We start from the raw sequence: 16,600 nt of genomic DNA, 5'->3' as shown, positions 1-16,600 counted from the left end.
GCCCGGGGCGCTGAAAGGCTGGCGAAAATCGCGCTTGCGATCCTGCCATCCCCACTGCCGTCCCGGAGCCGCCAGGTGACCGAATCGCACGACTTCTTCCTCCCCGGTGGCCCACAGGGCGTGCTGCTGGTCCATGGCCTGACCGGCACCCCGGCGGAAATGCGCATGCTGGGCAAAGGGCTGAACAACGCCGGTTTCACCGTGCACGGCGTGCAGCTGCCCGGCCATTGCGGCAGCGTGGATGACCTGCTGGCGACCACCTGGGAACAGTGGTACCAGGGCGTGGAAGATGCGGCGGCAACCCTGCGCGGCAAGGTCGACCAGCTGTTCGTCGGCGGCCTGTCGATGGGCGCGGTGCTGTCGCTGGCACTGGCTGCACGTCGCCCCGAGTGGGTGTCCGGGGTTGGCGTGTACGGCGCCACCTTCCGCTATGACGGCTGGAACATCCCCGCCGTGGCCCGCTTCTCGTTCCTGCTGCCGTGGTTCAAGCGCTTCAACATCGGCCGCGACCGCATGTTCATGGAAGAGCCGCCGTACGGCCTGCGTGACGAGCGCCTGCGTGCACAAGTCAGTGCCGCCATGCTGTCCGGCGACAGCGCCGCCGCCGGCCTGCCGGGCAACCCCTGGCACGCCCTGGCCGAAATGCGCGCCCTGAGCAACTGGACCCGCCGCCACCTGCACCAGGTCACCGCGCCGTGCCTGGTGATGCACGCCCGCGAGGACGACGTGGCCAGCATGGGCAACGCCGAGCTGGTGATGTCGCGGGTCAGCGGCCCGAAGGAACTGGTGGTGCTGGAAGACAGTTACCACATGATCACCATCGACCGCGAACGCCGCGATGTGATCCGCCGCAGCGCGCGCTTCTTCACCGAAATCGGTGAACGCACTGGCGTGCTCAAGGCGGTGGCCTGACATGGGGGCACTTGCCACGCTGCTGTGGCTGGCCAATGTCGTGCTCGATACCGGTGGCCAGCTCGCCTTCAAGGCCGCCGCCAGCGACCCGCAGGAGGGCGAAGGACTGCAGCGCTGGAAACACATGCTCAGCCGTCCCTGGCTGTGGATCGGCATCGCCTGCTACGTGCTTGAGTTCGTCGCCTGGATCGCGTTCCTGTCGCTGGTGCCGCTGTCCAAGGGCGTGCTGCTGGGCTCGATCAACATCGTCGCGCTGATGATCGCCGGCCGTTTCCTGTTCCGCGAGAAACTCACGCCGCTGCGGGTGACCGGCATGCTGCTGGTCACCGCCGGCGTAGCCGTGGTGGGGGCCGGCTCATGAGGCGCCTGTATGTGATCGGCTTCCCGCTGCTGATGGCTTTCGACACGCTGGCCCAGCTGTGCTTCAAGTACGCCGGTGACGCCGCGTTGCCGGTCGAGGCCAACACCGCCTGGCTGCTGCGCGTGCTGTCGCAGCCGTGGGTTTACGGCGCCATCCTCGGCTACGTGGGTGCATTCTTCACCTGGATGAGCCTGCTGCGCCATGCGCCGATCGGTCCCGCCTTTGCTGCCTCGCACCTGGAAGTGATCAGCGTGCTGCTGCTGTCGGCGTGGCTGTTGAACGAGCCGCTGACCCTGCACCATCTGCTCGGTGCGGTACTGATCGTGGCCGGCATCGTCTGCCTCGGCCGCGCCGAGGCGCACGACCCGCACAGCCCTGCCGAAAGCACCCCGTGAGCGCGCTGCGATGAGCCTGTTCGCGCGCGAACTGCCACCAACCGCCGGCCTGCCGATGCAGGCCAGCGATTTCCTTCCCGGTGGCGGCGACCTGCGTGACATCCTTGCCAGCCAGCTCGGCACACCGCCGCTGCAGCTGACCTGTTCCGGCACGCACGCGCTGCTGATCGCCCTGCGCACGCTGCGCAAGCGTGCGCCAAAGCGCGACACCGTGATCATGCCGGCCTATACCTGCCCGCTGGTGCCGATCGCGGTGCACAGCCTGGGCCTGCGCGTGCAGTTGTGCGATACCCGGCGCGGTCATTTCGACTTCGACCCCGGCCAGCTCAAGCGGCTGGCCGATGCGCGCACGCTGGCGATCCTGCCCACCCACCTGGGCGGGCGCATTGCCGATGTCGAGCTGGCCTGCGAAGTCGCCCGCAACGCCGGCGCCTGGGTGATCGAAGATGCCGCGCAGGCACTCGGCGCACGGGTCGGCAACAGCAGTGTCGGCCTGCGCGGCGATATCGGATTCTTCAGCCTGGCCGCCGGCAAGGGCCTGAGCCTGCATGAAGGCGGCCTGCTGGTCAGCCGCGATGACGAACTGCGTGCTGCGCTGGCCGAACATGCCGTCCAGCACGTTCGCTCCAGCCTGCGCTGGGAGCTGCTGCGGAGCCTGCAGTTGCTGGGCCTTGCTGCCTGCTATCGCCCTTCGCTGCTGTCACTGGTGTATGGCAATCCACTGCGCAATGCGCTTCAGCGTGGCGATCTGGAAGATGCGGTCGGTGACATTTTCCCGCTGGATATCCCGCAGCACCGGGTCAGCCAGTGGCGGCAGAACATCGGTGCGCATGCCGCGCGGCGCTTGCCGGCATTCCTTCAGGCCGGTCGGCTGCGTGCGTTGCAGCTGCGGGTGCAGCTGGCACAGCTGCCTGCCGTTGAGGTGGTCGATGGGCTGGCCGGTAGCGGTGGCACCTGGCCACTGTTGATGCTGCTGCTGCCCAGCCAACGCGCCCGCGATGCAGTACTGAAGGACTTGTGGCCACGCGGGCTTGGCGCCAGCCGCATGTTCATCCATGCCCTGCCCGGCTATGCCTACCTGCGCGGCATCGTGCCGCAGGACGACATGCCCAACGCACGCGACTTCGCCGCACGCATGCTGACCCTCGGCAACAGCGCCTGGCAGACCCGTGAAGAGACCGCCGAAATACTGCGGGCACTGGCCCGCGCGTGACGCCAGGACGCACGGATGGAGTGCGCCTCACGCATTCATCCATGCACCTTCCTGAACGCTTTCCGCGCCCTGCAATGCAGGCTTTCAACAGGAAAGGAACGAGAAAGGCTGCCTGCCTACATTGAGCCTGCCCCGGCATCGCGCCGGACGTTCCTTTCATCGACGGACCTGCCCATGCAATGGAGCATCCTGTGTGACTTCGACGGCACCATCAGCCTCGAAGATGTCATCGACTCGCTGCTGGAGAAATACGGCCAGCCGGGCTGGCAGGAACTGGAAGACCAGTGGAAAGCGGGAAAGATCGGCTCGCGCGAATGCATGCAGGGCCAGGTCAGGCTGCTGAAGCTGGACCCGGCCACGCTCGACGCCCACCTGGACCAGGTGCAGATCGATCCGGGCTTTGCCGCCTTTGTCAGCCGTGCCGAACAGCTGGGCGTGCCGCTGCGCATCGTCAGCGACGGCCTGGACTATGCGATCCACCGCATCCTCGCCAACCACGGCCTGTCGCGACTGCCGGTGGTGGCCAACCACCTGCGCTGGTGCGATGACCACTGGGAACTGGAATCGCCCTACCAGGCCGAAGGCTGCCGCAGCGGCACCTGCAAGTGCACCTGCGCTGCGCAGGCGCGCGCCAACGAAGCACCGCGTGTGCTGATGATCGGCGATGGCAGTTCGGATTTCTGCGTCTCCGAAGATGCCGACTTCGTGTTCGCCAAGCGTCGCCTGATCACCCATTGCACCCATGCCGGCATCGAGCATGCCGCCATCGATACCTTCCACGATGCAATCGCACTGCTGCCGCGCTTGCTCGATGGCAGCCTGCTGCAGCCACGTCGTATCGACGCCAGCCCGCAGCCCGCCGTACTGCCCCTGCTGCTGGCCACCGCCTGAGCACTCCCTTCCAAGCACGCCCCCGCTACCTCTTTCGAACGTCCTTCACGGAACCGAACTGCATGAACATTTTTGACAAGAACGCCGACGCCGCTGCCTCCGACGCGCAGCTGCTGGCCGACGAAGCCCGTTACAGCTCCTTCGGCGATACCGTCCACTACGTCGACCCGCCGAAGATCTTCCAGCGCGGCGAAGGCAGCTACATGTTCGACGGTGCGGGCGTGCCCTACCTCGACCTGCAGATGTGGTACTCGGCCTGCAACTTCGGCTACAGCAACAAGCGCCTGAACGACGCGCTGAAGGACCAGATCGACACCCTGCCGCAGGTCGCCAGCCAGTACCTGCACCCGACCCGCGTGCAGCTGGCCAAGACCATTGCCGTGGACATGCACGAGAAGTTCGGCCTCGACGGCCGCGTGCATTTCAACGTCGGCGGCGCGCAGGCCATCGAAGACTCGCTGAAGATCGTGCGCAACGCACGCGGCGGCAAGAGCCTGATGTTCGCCTTCGAAGGTGGTTACCACGGCCGTACCCTGGGTGCGTCGTCGATCACCTCCAGCTACCGCTACCGCCGCCGCTACGGCCACTTCGGCGAGCGCGCGATGTTCATCCCGTTCCCGTACCCGTTCCGTCGCCCGAAGGGCATGACCCCGGAAGAGTATTCCGACCACTGCGTGTGGCAGTTCGAGCGCCTGTTCGAAAGCGAATACAACGGCGTGTGGGATCCCAAGGTCGGCCAGGCGGAGTACGCCGCGTTCTATGTCGAGCCGATCCAGGGCACCGGCGGCTACGTCATCCCGCCGCGCAACTTCTTCACCGGCCTCAAGCGCGTGCTGGACAAGTACGGCATCCTGATGGTCGTCGATGAAATCCAGATGGGCTTCTGGCGCACCGGCAAGCTGTGGGCCATCGAGCACTTCGGCGTGACCCCGGACGTGCTGGTGTTCGGCAAGGCGCTGACCAACGGCCTGAACCCGCTGTCGGGCCTGTGGGCGCGCGAAGAGCTGATCAACCCGACCGTGTTCCCGCCGGGCTCCACCCACTCCACTTTCAACTCCAACCCGCTGGGCACCCGCCTGGGCCTGGAAGTGCTGAAGCTGGGCAAGGAAATGGATTACGAGCGCACCGTGCCGGAAAAGGGCGCGTACTTCCTCGACGGCCTGCGTGGCCTGCAGAAGCGCCACCCGGAAATCGGCGATGTCGACGGCCTGGGCCTGGCCCTGCGTGCGGAAATCTGCCAGACCGACGGCTACACCCCGAACAAGGAACTGCTGGACCGCATGGTCGACATCGGCCTGGCCGGTGACCTGCTGCACGACGGCAAGCGCATGGGCCTCGTGCTCGACGTTGGTGGCTGGTACAAGAACGTGATCACCTTCGCGCCGTCGCTGGACATCAGCTACGAAGAGATCGACCTGGCGATCACCCTGCTCGACCAGGCGCTGACCAAGGCCAAGGGCTGAGGTCGGATGCGCTGCCGGTTCCCGTGCCGATGGAGATGACGTCACGTGCGTCCAGCACTGCGCTGGAACCGGCCGCGCTGCTGGAGGGCTTCCTGGCCCACCCGCCGCTCGGATTCGAGGCAAGCCGCCTGCCCAGCGGCCTGCCGACCTTCCGTGCGCCGCTGGACCTGACCACCACCATGGACGACGCACTGCGCGGCAAGCTGCTTGGCCTGCCGCTGTCGCGCCTGTGGCGGCCATGGATCACCTGGCAAACCCGCTTCGTCGGTGCCACCAGCACCGAGTACACCCCGCTGCCAGCGCACGTCGCGCCTGAGGCGCTGGCCGAGGACGTGACGCGTCACGCGATCGGCGATACCCGGCTGCTGGTGGTCAAGGACCTGGCGATCGATTCGCCGCTGCTGGACGACGCCGCCAACGCACACAGCGGTGCCTTCCTGCAGGCGCTGCTGGCACGCGGCTTCGTCGAACTGGAAGGCATGCCGCTGGCCTGGGTGGCCATCGATTTCGATTCGATCGATGGCTATCTCGGCCGCCTGTCGTCTTCGCGCCGCAAGAACATCCGGCGCAAGCTGCGCTCGCGCGACGACCTGCAGATCGACTGCATCGCCACCGGCGATCCGGCCCTGGCCGACCCGCAGCTCCAGGCCGAACTGTATGCCTTGTACCTGGGCGTGTACGCGCAGAGCGCGGTGCATTTCGACCAGCTCGACCTGCCCTACTTCCAGCATCTTCTGGCCGACAGCCAGGGCCAGGGACGGATGTTCCTGTACCGCCACCAGGGCCAGCTGATCGGCTGGAACCTGTGTTACGTGCATGCGGGCAAGCTGGTGGACAAGTACATCGGCCTGGCCTATCCGCAGTCCCGCGAGCACAACCTGTACGCGGTGAGCTGGATGCACAACCTCGAATACGCGCTGCAGCACAGCCTGAGCCACTACGTGGCCGGCTGGACCGATTCGCGGATCAAGGCCGAACTGGGTGCCAGCTTCACCTCCACCCGGCATGCGATCCACGCCCGTTCCCCGCTGCTGCGTGCAGCCCTGCGCAGGCTGGCCCCGTACCTGCAGGGCGAACCGGACGGAGGCGGCTGAGCGATGCCATTGCGTTCCCCGCTGATCCTGGACCTGGACGGTGGCGTGCTGCCGCTGCCAGAGGCGCAGACCCTGGCCCTGCCGCAATGGCACGATCCACTGCGCTTCGCCTGCCGCAATGCCACCCTGAACCGTTTCGCCACTGAAGTGCTGGCACCGTTGCCGGCCCAGCTCGGCACGGTAATGCTCGGCAGTGGCGACTTCCACCACCTCAGCCTGCCGCTGCTGCAGCGCATGCGCACGCAGGCGCCGTTCCAGCTGGTGGTGCTGGACAACCATCCGGACAACATGCGCTTCCCGTTCGGCATGCACTGCGGGTCGTGGGTGAACGCCGCCAGCAAGCTGCCGCAGATCTCGCACATCCACGTGCTCGGCATCACCTCCAGCGACATCGGCCTCGGCCATGCCTGGGAGAACCACTGGCGCCCGCTGATCGGCAGTCGCCTGACCTACTGGTGCATGGATGTGGACGTGGGCTGGGGGCATCGTCTCGGCATGGGCCACGCCTTCCGCCGTTTCGAGCATCCCGAAGCGCTGGTGGCCGCGTTCGCCGCCGAGCAGGCCAAGTCGCCGCAGCCGACCTACCTGTCGATCGACAAGGATGTGTTTGCCGAGGACGTCGCCCGCAGCAACTGGGACCAGGGCCGCTTCCAGCTGGAACACGCGCTGGTGGTGATTGAAGCACTGCGTGCCGGCGGCCTGGTCGGCAGTGACATCACCGGCGAAGTGTCGCTGGCCAACTACCAGAGCCGCTTCAAGCGCTGGTTGTCGTCGCTGGATGGCCAGCCTGACGTCAGCGCCGGGGATCTGCCGGTGTGGCAGGCCCGGCACCAGCAGGTGAACCGCGAACTGCTGGCGGCGATGGCCGCGGTGCCGACCGCCTGTTGACCGCTTCCGTTAGTGCCGGCTGCTGGCCAGCGTGGCTTCGTCGGTAGTGCCGGCCGCTGGCCGGCAATGCCAACCAAGGTTTGCAACTACCAGACCCAGGCAGCGTCGGTCGTGCCGGCCGCTGGCCGGCAACCTCACTGTTCCCGGGCGCACGAGGATGCCGGCCAGCGGCCGGCACTACACTGGGTTCCCAGCCCAGGAGCCGCCACCATGGCCCAGACCGTCATCCCGCAGCTGCGCATGCGCCACGCCGACACCACCCTGCCGTTCTACGTGCAGGGGCTGGGCTTCGTGGTCGACTGGGAACACCGCTTCGAACCCGGCTTCCCGCTGTTCGCCCAGCTCACCCGCGATGGCCAGACGATCTTCCTCACCGAACACAGCGGCGACTGCGAGGTCGGCGGCGCGGTGTACTTCATCGTCGAGGACGTCGACGCCCTGCACCGCGCCTTCAGCGCCGCAGGCGTCCCCATCGAACAGCCGCCGCATGACACCGAATGGGGCAGCCGCGAGATGCTGCTGCGTGACCCCGACGGCAACCGCCTGCGCTTCGCCACCGACGCGAGCTGAACCGGGCGGCCTTGAGCCGGATATACGAAACATATACGCTTCGTATACCCCCTCCTTCAGGACCGCCCATGGGCATCGTCAACATCGATGACACCCTGCACGACCAGCTGCGCCGTGCCTGTACCGTCTCCAGCCGCTCGATCAACGCCCAGGCCAACTTCTGGATCCGGGTCGGCATGCTGTGCGAGCTGAACCCCACGCTGAGCTTCCAGGACATCGTCGCCAGCGAGCTGCGCGCGGCCGGTGTGCAGCCGCCGCTGCTGCCGCCGGGACAGGTCTGAGCCGATGGGCATCATCAAGCGCCCCGACGAGATCGCGCTGATGGCCGAATCCGGCCGCCTGCTGGCGGAGGTGTTCGCCGCACTCGACCAGCTGCCGCTGCAGGGCCGAAGCACCATGGAGATCAACGATTTCGTCGAACGCATGATCGTTGATGAGCTGCAGGCGAGGCCGGCCAGCAAGGGCCAGTACGGCTTCCCGTACGTGCTCAACACCTCGATCGACAACGTTGTCTGCCACGGCGTACCCAGCACCACCGACGTGCTGCGCAACGGCCAGATCGTCAACCTCGACATCACCCTGGAGAAGAAGGGCTACATCGCCGACTCCAGCACCACCTATCTGGTCGGTGAGGTCGACTATGCCGCGCGCAGGCTGGTGCAGACCACCTACCAGGCGATGTGGAAAGGCATTGCCGCCGTGCGTCCTGGTGCGCGGCTGGGCGACATCGGCCACGCCATCGCCCGCCACGCGCGCAGCCACGGCTACAGCGTGGTGAAGGAATACTGCGGCCACGGCATCGGCCAGGAGATGCACGAGGAACCGCAGATCCTGCACTACGGCCATCCCAACACCGGCATGGTGCTGGAAGAAGGCATGGTGTTCACCATCGAACCGATGCTCAACCAGGGCAAGCCGGCCATCCGCCAGCAGCCGGACGAATGGCCGGTGTACACCCGCGACGGCAAGCTGTCGGCGCAGTTCGAGCATACGGTGGCGGTCACCCGCACCGGCGTGCGGGTACTGACCCTGCGCCCCGGCGAGACGCCGTTGTGCTCGGTGGATGCCGCCTAGAGTGGCCGTTGCTGCATCCCGGCACCCTCGTGCACGGCGCGCTTCCGTGCCGTCAGCGGTTCGCGTACCCGCTGTGCCACATAGCCGACGCTGGCTGCGAGAATGAAGGTGTAACCAAGGAGTTCGGTGGTCTCCTCGATGGTGTTCTTGAACACGCGGATGTACTGGTCACCCAGCAGTCCGGTCCACAACGACGTCATGCCGATCAGACGCGAATAGAACAGCAGCAGAACCAGGCCGATCGTCATCACGGTACCCGGCCGGGATACGAGAAAACGCACCAGCGCCGGCATGGCCCGGCGCCAGTCGCGGCTGGCCCAGGCCAGTGAACCGATGATCAGCACGGCCACCGGGTACTTCCAGAAGCCGTGTGCGATCAGGTCCAGCGCCTCATCCATTTCACGCAGGAGCATGCAGGCGAACAGCGCGGCCGCCAGAACGGCAAAGGCCCGATCATCGGCACGTCGCAATGCAAGCCGGACGAAGGCAGCCACGCTGGCGACCAGGAAGCCTTCCTGGGTCAGTTCGACCAGCGACCACTCGCCGACTGCATTGCCCAGCCAATGGATGTCGAGCCAGGCCAACGCAGGCGGAAGCGCCATCATCAGGCCGAACAGGAAGGTGCGCCCCAGGTGGGACAGGAGCAGCTGTAGATTGTCTTTCATGCAACACCGATGCCGCGCCGTGGCGGTCGTACAACGAGAACACAGGCGACCGGGGGGCTGCCGAACGACGGCATGCGCGGCGGGGTCGCGACCAGGCGCGCATTATCCGCGCTGTATCCGGCCACGTGAACCGTACCGGTGGAACACACACGCAACACCGGCGTACGTCACGCACTCATGGCGATAAAGGACGCAACAGCAACAACGTCGCAAGGCAGAACATGAAGATCGCCACGCCTGCATCCAGCACACGCCAGGCAACCGGCCTGTGGAACACCGGCTGCAACAGGCGCGCGCCATAGCCCAACGTGCAGAACCAGGCCACACTGGCAATGCAGGCACCGGCGGCGAAGGCCCAGCGCAGATCGCCCGGGTAGCGCGTGGACAGGCTGCCCAGCAGCACCACGGTATCCAGATAGACGTGCGGGTTGAGCAGGGTGAAGGCCAGGCAGGTCAGCAGTACCTGCCGTCCGCTGCCGCCCTGCGCCTCGGCGGCGGCCAGCGCACTGCCACCGCGCCATGCGCGCAGCCCCGCCTGCAGGCCATACCAGAGCAGGAAGCCCGCACCACCGAAGCGCAGCACCTGCAGCAGCAGCGGCCACTGCAGCACCAGCGCGCCCATGCCGCCGACGCCGGCCAGGATCAGCACGATGTCCGCGCCGGCACAGGCCAGCACCACCCTGCCCACATGGCGCTGCTGCAGGCCCTGGCGCAGCACGAAGGCGTTCTGCGCACCGATGGCGATGATCAGGCCGGCACCTGCGAACAGGCCGGCGGCGGTAGCGGCGATCCACATCAGGACAGGCCAGGCAGCGAGAGGACGCGCAGGGTGCGGCCGCTGACCCTGTTTAGACAATCTGATTTTTCTTTATCCTGTGCAGGAAAACTGAAGAGGCACCGGCATGGATCTGGTACATCCGCAACTGGCCGCGTTTGCTGCGGTGCTGGAAGAAGGCAGCTTCGACGCCGCGGCACGCCGCCTGTCGATCAGCCCGTCGGCCCTGTCGCAACGGATCAAGGCGCTGGAGGACAGGCTCGGCCAGGTACTGGTGGTACGTCAGGCACCGTGCCGGCCCACCGCCGCAGGCGAAGCGCTGCTGCGCCGGGTCCGGCCGATGCAGGCGCTGGAGGCCGAGGCATTGGCCGAACTGCTGCCCGAACGCGGCAGCGATGCCGCGCGCACGCCGATCCCGTTGGCGGTCAACGATGACTCGCTCGATACCTGGTTCGTACCGGCCATCGCCGACCTGCACCAGCGCCATGGCTACCTGTTCGACCTGCGCATGGATGACCAGGACCATACCCTGCAGCTGCTGCGCGATGGCAGCGTGCTCGGCGCGGTCACTGCCGAAAGCCAACCGGTGAAGGGCTGCAACGTGCATCCGCTCGGCGCCATGCGCTACCACGCTGTCGCCTCGCCCGGCTTCGCCCGCCAGTACTTCCGCGACGGCATGCAGGCCACGGCCCTGGCGAGCGCACCGATGCTGGTGTTCAACCGCAAGGATGAACTGCAGTGGCGCTTCGTGCGGCGGCTGACCCGCGCGCGACTGCAGCCGCCGCTACACTACCTGCCCTCCTCCACCGGTTTCGTCGAAGCCGCTGCGTGCGGACTCGGCTGGGGCATGGCCCCGGAAACCCTGGTCGCGCCCGCCGTGCGCGCCGGCCGCGTGGTGGTACTGGAACCCCGCCGCTGGCTCGACGTGCCGCTGTACTGGCAGCATGCTGCCGTGCGTTCAAGCACGCTGCAGCACATCACCCAGGCGCTGCGCACTGCAGCCAGCGGCACCCTTCGTTGAGGACAATCCAATGACCGCAGACCCGGGCTTCACGCCGCGCGCACTACCGTTTGCGCACTTCTTCACCATTGGGACGGCATGAGCGTGATCGGCCGACGTACAAGGATGCACTGCGCGAAGGCCGCGCTGGCGCTGGCGCTGACGACCTGCCTGCCACTGGCTGCGCAGGCGCAGACCCTCACCGATGCACCCGCATTGGACTGGGAGCAGGCACGGCAGCGCCTGGAGCAGGTCTCCGATGCACTGGCCGCCGCCGATGCAGCGGTACGCAACAAGCAGGACCTGCAGGACGCCACCCGCCTGCTGCGCCTGCCGGAGATCACCGGCGAAGTGCGCCGCCTGCAGTTCCAGAAGACCCTCACCCTGCCACTGGGTTCGCTGGCACCGGTGGCCGAGGCCTATGGCATCGACTCACCGCTGTCATTCACCGAACGCGACTGGCGTACCCGGCCCGTGGTTACCGCGGTGCTGCCGTTGTACACCGGCGGCGTGATTCCGGCCGCGCAACGCGCGGCCAGCGCCGCCCACGAACAGGCCAGTGCCGAACGCGAAGCACAACGCCAATCGCTGACCGTGCAGCTGGCCCAGGCCTATTTCGGCCAGCGCCTGGCCGAGCAGGCAGTGGATGTGCGCCGCGACGTACGCGATGGCCTCAACCGCCACCTGTCCGACGCGGAGAAGCTGGAACGCGAGGGCTTCGCCACCCGCGCCCAGCGCCTGCAGGCCACCGTGGCCCGCGACAAGGCCGAGCGCGAATACCAGAAAACGGTGAACGACCTGGCCACGCTGAAGGCGGCGCTGGCCACGCTGCTGCGCAGTGGTGGCGAGGTACAGCCGGTGTCGCCGCTGTTCGTGCAGCGCGTGCCATTGGAACCGGTCGCCAGCTTCGAGCGCACTGCGCAGGCGCGCCAGCCGCAGATCGCACGCCTGCGGGCGATGGTGGCGCAGGCCGAACAGGGCGTGCGCGTGCAGCAGGCCAAGCTGAAGCCGCAGATCTTCGCCTTCGGCCAGTACGACTTCCGCCGCCGCGATGAGATGCTGACCGATCCGGACTGGGCGTTCGGCATCGGCCTGAAGTACACCTTCCTGTCGCCGAACTCGCGGCCGGCGCAGATCAGCGCCGCGCGTGCGCAGCAGGACCAGGCTGAAGCGGGCCTGCGCGAGGCCGAGAACCAGGTCGCACTGGGCGTGCGCAAGGCCTGGAACGAGCTGGAAACCGCGCGCCAGCAGTACGTGCTGCTCGACAGCAGCATTGCCCAGGCACAGGAAAACCTGCGCCTGCAGGAGCTGGCGTTCCGCGAAGGCCAGGCCACCTCGCTGGATGTGATCGACGCGCGGCTCGGCCTCGGCGGCGCCCGTGTCGAGCGCGCACAGGCCGCCTACCAATACGATATTGCGCTGGCACAGTTGCTGGAGGTCAGTGGACAGATGGACCGTTTCGAAGAGTTCCGGCGGCGTGCGGACGAGGTGATCGACCATGAGTGATGTGCTGCACGACGATGCGACGACGCCCCCGGGCAAGCGCCGGTTGGGGCCGATCCTGATAGTGGTGCTGCTGGTCGTGGTGGTGCTCGGCCTGTGGCTGGCCTGGCGCAGCCCGGCCGACCAGATTCAGGGCATGGCCGATGCGGACACGATCAACGTGGCCGCCAAGATCACCGCGCGCGTGGCCGAGCTGAAGGTGCGCGAGGGCGACCGCGTGCAGCCCGGGCAGGTGCTGTTCCTGCTCGACAGCCCCGAAGTGGCCGCCAAGGAACAGCAGGCGCACGGCGCATTGGCCGCCGCACAGGCGGTGGCCGACAAGGCCGACGAAGGTGCGCGCAGCGAAGACATCCGCGCCGCTGAAGCGAACTGGAAGCGGGCTGAAGCCGGTGCGACGCTGGCTGAAGCCACCTACCAGCGCGTGCAGAACCTGTTCAACGAAGGGGTGATGACCCGGCAGAAGCGCGATGAAGCGCATGCCCAGGCCACCAGTTCGCGCGAACTGGCGCGTGCCGCCCGCGCGCAGTACGACATGGCCTTGGCCGGCGCACGCGAGCAGGACAAGCGTGCCGCGCAGGGCCAGGTGCAGCAGGCACAGGGCGCGGTGGCCGAAGTCAACGCCGCGCGTGTCGAAGTGGAAGGGCGCGCGCCGGTGGCCGGCGAGATCAACAAGCGCATGGCCGACCCGGGTGAACTGGTGCCGGCCGGCTACCCGGTGTTCACCCTGGTCGACATCGACCGCATGTGGGTGGCGATGAACCTGCGCGAATCGCAGATGCAGGGCCTGAAGGTCGGCAGCAAGCTGCAGGGCAGCGTGCCGGCGCTTGGCCAGGACGGCGAGTTCGAGGTCTATTTCATCAATCCGGCCGGTGACTATGCGACCTGGCGGACCACCCGCCAGTCGTCCGGCTACGACGTCCGCAGCTTCGAGGTGCGGGTGCGCCCGGTACGCCGCATCGAGGGCTTCCGCCCCGGCATGAGCGTGCTGTTCGCATGGCCCCAGCACTGAGCCCCGACAGCAGCAGCTTCGCCGCCAGCTGGCGGCGCGAGCTGCGGTCGCTGCGCGGCAACCGCGCCGACCTGCTGCTGGTCACCCTGCTGCCGCTGCTGATGCTGGCCGTGATGGCGTGGATGTTCACGCCCTCGGTGATGCGCGACATCCCGATCGCCGTGGTCGACCTCGACCACAGCAGCGACAGCCGCCTGCTGCTGCGCATGCTCGATGCCAGCCCCGGCGTGCGCATCGCCAGCCAGCCTGCGGACATGCAAGATGCACGTTCGCAGCTGCGTCGGCTGGATGTGTTCGCCATCGTACTGGTGCCGCGCGATGTCACCCGGCAGGCGTTGCGTGGGCGCCAGGGCACGGTGTTCGCCTATTACAACGCCACCTACATGACCACCGGCCAGTCCGCGGCGCGCGATATCGGCGACGCGGTCTCGGCCTGGAACGCACGCCTGCTGCGCGAGCGCATCGGCCTGCAGGTCGGCCCGGGCAAGCTGCGTGCGGCACCGATCGCGGTGCAGTCGGACATCCTGTACAACCCGGCGCGCAGCTACGAGCTGTTCCTGCTGCCGCTGATCTTCCCGGCGGTGTTGTCGCTGGTGCTGGCACTTGCGGTGGCCGGCAGCCTCGGCCGCGAGATTCGCGACGGCAGCCTGCCCGCCTGGCTCGGCCGCACACCGTGGCCGGCGATTGCCGGCAAGATCGCGCCGTACGTCCTGCTGTTCTCGCTGTATGGCGCGCTCGGCATCGGCTACCTGGCCTGGCTGCGCGGTGATGGTGTGGCCGGCAGCGTGCTCCTGCTGCTGCTCGCTCAACCCCTGTTCTATCTGGCTACTGCGGCCTACGCGTTGTTCTTCGTCGGCGTCACCCGCGACATGGGTACCGCGCTGTCCGCGGTCGGCCTCAGCATCGGTACTGCACTGGCGTTCTCCAGCGCCACCTTCCCGGTGCTGGATGGCCCCCTGTTCACCCGCATCTGGCATCAGCTGCTGCCGCTCAGCGCCTATATCAAGCTGCAGACCCAGCAACAGTTCATCGGTTCGCCGCTGCAGGTTTCGGTATGGCCGCTGGCCACGTTGCTGCTGATGTCAGTGGTGGCTGGCGGCATCGGTGGGCTGCGCCTGATTGCCTTCGCGCGCACGCCCGAAGCCGCACAACCGGCAGGAGCCGACGCATGAGCGCACTGTGGCGCAGTCTGCGGCAGACCCTGATGGCGGTGCTGTGCGACCGCTATGCGATCGTGGTGATGGTCGGCGCGGTGATCCTGTACTCGTTCTTCTACCCGGCCGCGTATCGCCACCAGGTGGCCGGCAACCTGCCGGTACTGGTGGTGGACGAAGACCACAGCGCGACCAGCCGCGAGCTGCTGCGGAAGCTCGACGCGTTGCGGGTCGCACGCGTGGTCGGGCAGCCTGCGGACATCGACAGCGCGCGCCAGCAGCTGGAAGCCGGCCACGCCGAAGGCATCGTGCTGATCCCGGCCAACCTGGAGCGCGACATCCTGCGCGGCCATCCGGCCAAGCTGGTGCTGCTCGGCAACGGCGCCTACCTGGGCCGTGCCAGTTGGGTGCTGGGCAGCGTGGCCGATGCACTGGGCGCGTTCGGACGTGATGCCGTGGTCGGCCAGGCCGCCTTCATGGGCGCACCGCAGGCACCACCGGTCACGCTGGTGCAGCGCCCGCTGTACAACACCCAGGAAGGCTATGGCAGCGCCATCGTGCCCGGCGTGGCCGAGCTGATCGTGCACCAGACCCTGCTGATGGGCATCGGCGTCCTGCTCGGTGGCCGTCGTCTCGCACTCGGCCGGCGCCTGCGCTTCGACCTGCCGACGCTGGCCGGCATGGCACTGGGCTTCGCCCTGATCGGCCTGTTCGGCCTGTTCTACTACGCCGGCTTCACCGCCTGGGTGCAGGACTATCCGCGCGGCGGCAACCCATTGGGCCAGCTGCTCGGCGGCACCTTGTTCATCGCCGCCACGGTGGCGTTCGGCCTGTTCGTCGGCAGCTTCTTCCGCACCCGCGAACGCGCCTTCCAGTGCATCATCGCCACCTCGATCCCGCTGTTCTTCCTGGCCAACCTGTCGTGGCCGGCAGTGATGACGCCACAACCGCTGGTCTGGCTGGCGCAGCTTCTGCCGACCACCTCGGGCATCAACCTGATGGTGCGCCTGAACCAGATGGACGCCCGCCTGACCGAAGTCAGCCACGAACTGATCACCCTCACCGCCCTGCTGCTGCTCTACGGCAGCCTCGCCACCTGGCGCCTCCTCGCAAAAAAGGGGACGGAGGGGATTAAGTCGTAAGCGGCCGGTTTGGGGAATTACGACTTAATCCCCTCCGTCCCCTTTTCCTGCAACGAAGAACGCCGGCGCGAGGCCGGCGTTCGGATACTGCATCGTGGAAGGGCCAACCAGGTCGGTCAATCAGCGGTAGACGCGTTCGCAGCGACGTTCCACCACGCGGTCGCCGTTCTTCTGCTGGCTGTTGCCCTGGATCTGGCGACCGGCCGCACCACCTGCAACGGCGCCTGCCACGGTGGCCAGCTTCTTGCCGTTGCCGCCACCTACCTGGTTGCCGAGCAGGCCGCCGATCACCGCGCCGGTAGCGGTACCCGTGATGCGGTTCGGATCGCGCGAGTTGCGCTGCACTTCCACGTTCTTGCAGACCACGCGGCTGCCGTCGTTGAACTTGCGTCCCTCATCGCGCGGGCCATAGGTCTGCGCGCCGGCCACCGACGAAGCTGCCAGCAGGGTGCCCAGCACAAGCAATCGGGTCGAGGTCTTCATGGCCATCT

General features: G+C 67.3%; 19 protein-coding genes. 16 read left to right on the top strand and 3 right to left on the bottom strand.

All coding sequences use genetic code 11. The annotated features are described in order from the left end of the window. Positions 1-75 precede the first annotated feature (75 nt). The 11 genes from ABE423_RS07425 to map all read left to right on the top strand — a co-directional run bounded on the left by ABE423_RS07425 (position 76) and on the right by map (position 8,861). Complete coding sequence (locus ABE423_RS07425) at positions 76-912, top strand: alpha/beta fold hydrolase (RefSeq protein WP_010483180.1); 837 nt, start codon at positions 76-78, stop codon at positions 910-912. Between the two features lies 1 nt (position 913). Further along, a complete protein-coding gene (locus ABE423_RS07420) occupies positions 914-1,273 on the top strand; it encodes an EamA family transporter (RefSeq protein WP_012479558.1) in 360 nt (119 codons plus the stop codon). Then, the gene (locus ABE423_RS07415; protein ID WP_125894491.1) at positions 1,270-1,668 is read left to right on the top strand and encodes a DMT family transporter; all 399 of its coding nucleotides are present in this window, start codon (positions 1,270-1,272) and stop codon (positions 1,666-1,668) included. The genes ABE423_RS07420 and ABE423_RS07415 overlap by 4 nt, the downstream gene beginning before the upstream one ends. A 10-nt stretch (positions 1,669-1,678) precedes the next feature. Continuing rightward, positions 1,679-2,881: a DegT/DnrJ/EryC1/StrS family aminotransferase gene (locus ABE423_RS07410; protein WP_125894494.1), complete on the top strand. Its 1,203-nt coding sequence runs from the start codon at positions 1,679-1,681 to the stop codon at positions 2,879-2,881. Between the two features lie 174 nt (positions 2,882-3,055). Then, positions 3,056-3,772 carry an MtnX-like HAD-IB family phosphatase gene (locus ABE423_RS07405; protein WP_253143356.1) on the top strand — a complete coding sequence of 239 codons (717 nt, stop codon included), beginning with the start codon at positions 3,056-3,058 and terminating at the stop codon, positions 3,770-3,772. 62 nt (positions 3,773-3,834) lie between these two features. Beyond that, positions 3,835-5,235: an aminotransferase class III-fold pyridoxal phosphate-dependent enzyme gene (locus tag ABE423_RS07400; protein ID WP_032127529.1), complete on the top strand. Its 1,401-nt coding sequence runs from the start codon at positions 3,835-3,837 to the stop codon at positions 5,233-5,235. Positions 5,236-5,264: 29 nt separating this feature from the next. Further along, positions 5,265-6,329, top strand: coding sequence for a GNAT family N-acetyltransferase (locus tag ABE423_RS07395; protein ID WP_253143357.1), 1,065 nt, complete (start codon positions 5,265-5,267; stop codon positions 6,327-6,329). A gap of 3 nt (positions 6,330-6,332) precedes the next feature. Beyond that, the gene (locus ABE423_RS07390; RefSeq protein WP_346485609.1) at positions 6,333-7,217 is read left to right on the top strand and encodes a hypothetical protein; all 885 of its coding nucleotides are present in this window, start codon (positions 6,333-6,335) and stop codon (positions 7,215-7,217) included. Between the two features lie 210 nt (positions 7,218-7,427). Then, the gene (locus tag ABE423_RS07385; protein WP_125894499.1) at positions 7,428-7,787 is read left to right on the top strand and encodes a VOC family protein; all 360 of its coding nucleotides are present in this window, start codon (positions 7,428-7,430) and stop codon (positions 7,785-7,787) included. Between the two features lie 68 nt (positions 7,788-7,855). Continuing rightward, on the top strand, positions 7,856-8,068 hold the full coding sequence (locus tag ABE423_RS07380; protein WP_005412680.1) for a ParD-like family protein: 213 nt from the start codon (positions 7,856-7,858) through the stop codon (positions 8,066-8,068). Between the two features lie 10 nt (positions 8,069-8,078). Next, on the top strand, positions 8,079-8,861 hold the full coding sequence (gene map / locus ABE423_RS07375; RefSeq protein WP_185749962.1) for a type I methionyl aminopeptidase: 783 nt from the start codon (positions 8,079-8,081) through the stop codon (positions 8,859-8,861). Here map and ABE423_RS07370 read toward each other — a convergent pair. Both ABE423_RS07370 and ABE423_RS07365 read right to left on the bottom strand, forming a co-directional pair. Continuing rightward, positions 8,858-9,526: a hypothetical protein gene (locus tag ABE423_RS07370; RefSeq protein ID WP_032127534.1), complete on the bottom strand. Its 669-nt coding sequence runs from the start codon at positions 9,524-9,526 to the stop codon at positions 8,858-8,860. The two genes, map and ABE423_RS07370, sit on opposite strands and share 4 nt — an antisense overlap. Positions 9,527-9,701: 175 nt before the next feature. Continuing rightward, positions 9,702-10,322, bottom strand: a complete 621-nt coding sequence (locus tag ABE423_RS07365) for a LysE/ArgO family amino acid transporter (protein WP_125894503.1) — start codon at positions 10,320-10,322, stop codon at positions 9,702-9,704. 106 nt (positions 10,323-10,428) lie between these two features. On the opposite strand from ABE423_RS07365, the gene ABE423_RS07360 reads away from it, so the two are divergent. The 5 genes from ABE423_RS07360 to ABE423_RS07340 all read left to right on the top strand — a co-directional run bounded on the left by ABE423_RS07360 (position 10,429) and on the right by ABE423_RS07340 (position 16,109). Then, positions 10,429-11,322 (top strand): LysR family transcriptional regulator ArgP, encoded by an 894-nt coding sequence (locus ABE423_RS07360; RefSeq protein ID WP_125894504.1) that lies wholly within the window; start codon positions 10,429-10,431, stop codon positions 11,320-11,322. A gap of 78 nt (positions 11,323-11,400) precedes the next feature. Further along, positions 11,401-12,807 (top strand): TolC family protein, encoded by a 1,407-nt coding sequence (locus ABE423_RS07355; RefSeq protein WP_125894505.1) that lies wholly within the window; start codon positions 11,401-11,403, stop codon positions 12,805-12,807. Further along, positions 12,800-13,813: an efflux RND transporter periplasmic adaptor subunit gene (locus ABE423_RS07350; protein WP_125894507.1), complete on the top strand. Its 1,014-nt coding sequence runs from the start codon at positions 12,800-12,802 to the stop codon at positions 13,811-13,813. Before ABE423_RS07355 ends, ABE423_RS07350 begins: the two co-directional genes overlap by 8 nt. Then, a complete protein-coding gene (locus ABE423_RS07345; protein ID WP_125894509.1) occupies positions 13,798-14,985 on the top strand; it encodes an ABC transporter permease in 1,188 nt (395 codons plus the stop codon). Before ABE423_RS07350 ends, ABE423_RS07345 begins: the two co-directional genes overlap by 16 nt. Beyond that, entirely contained in the window at positions 14,982-16,109 is a 1,128-nt protein-coding gene (locus ABE423_RS07340; RefSeq protein ID WP_346485604.1) for an ABC transporter permease, read from the top strand. Before ABE423_RS07345 ends, ABE423_RS07340 begins: the two co-directional genes overlap by 4 nt. 120 nt (positions 16,110-16,229) lie before the next feature. Here the strand turns inward: ABE423_RS07340 and ABE423_RS07335 are convergent, their stop codons facing one another. Then, positions 16,230-16,598, bottom strand: coding sequence for a glycine zipper 2TM domain-containing protein (locus tag ABE423_RS07335; protein ID WP_032127541.1), 369 nt, complete (start codon positions 16,596-16,598; stop codon positions 16,230-16,232). Positions 16,599-16,600 lie beyond the last annotated feature (2 nt).

The organism is Stenotrophomonas sp. TWI1409, from assembly GCF_039673015.1.
GTDB lineage: Bacteria > Pseudomonadota > Gammaproteobacteria > Xanthomonadales > Xanthomonadaceae > Stenotrophomonas > Stenotrophomonas maltophilia_A.
This window is presented reverse-complemented; position numbering and strand designations above follow the sequence as displayed.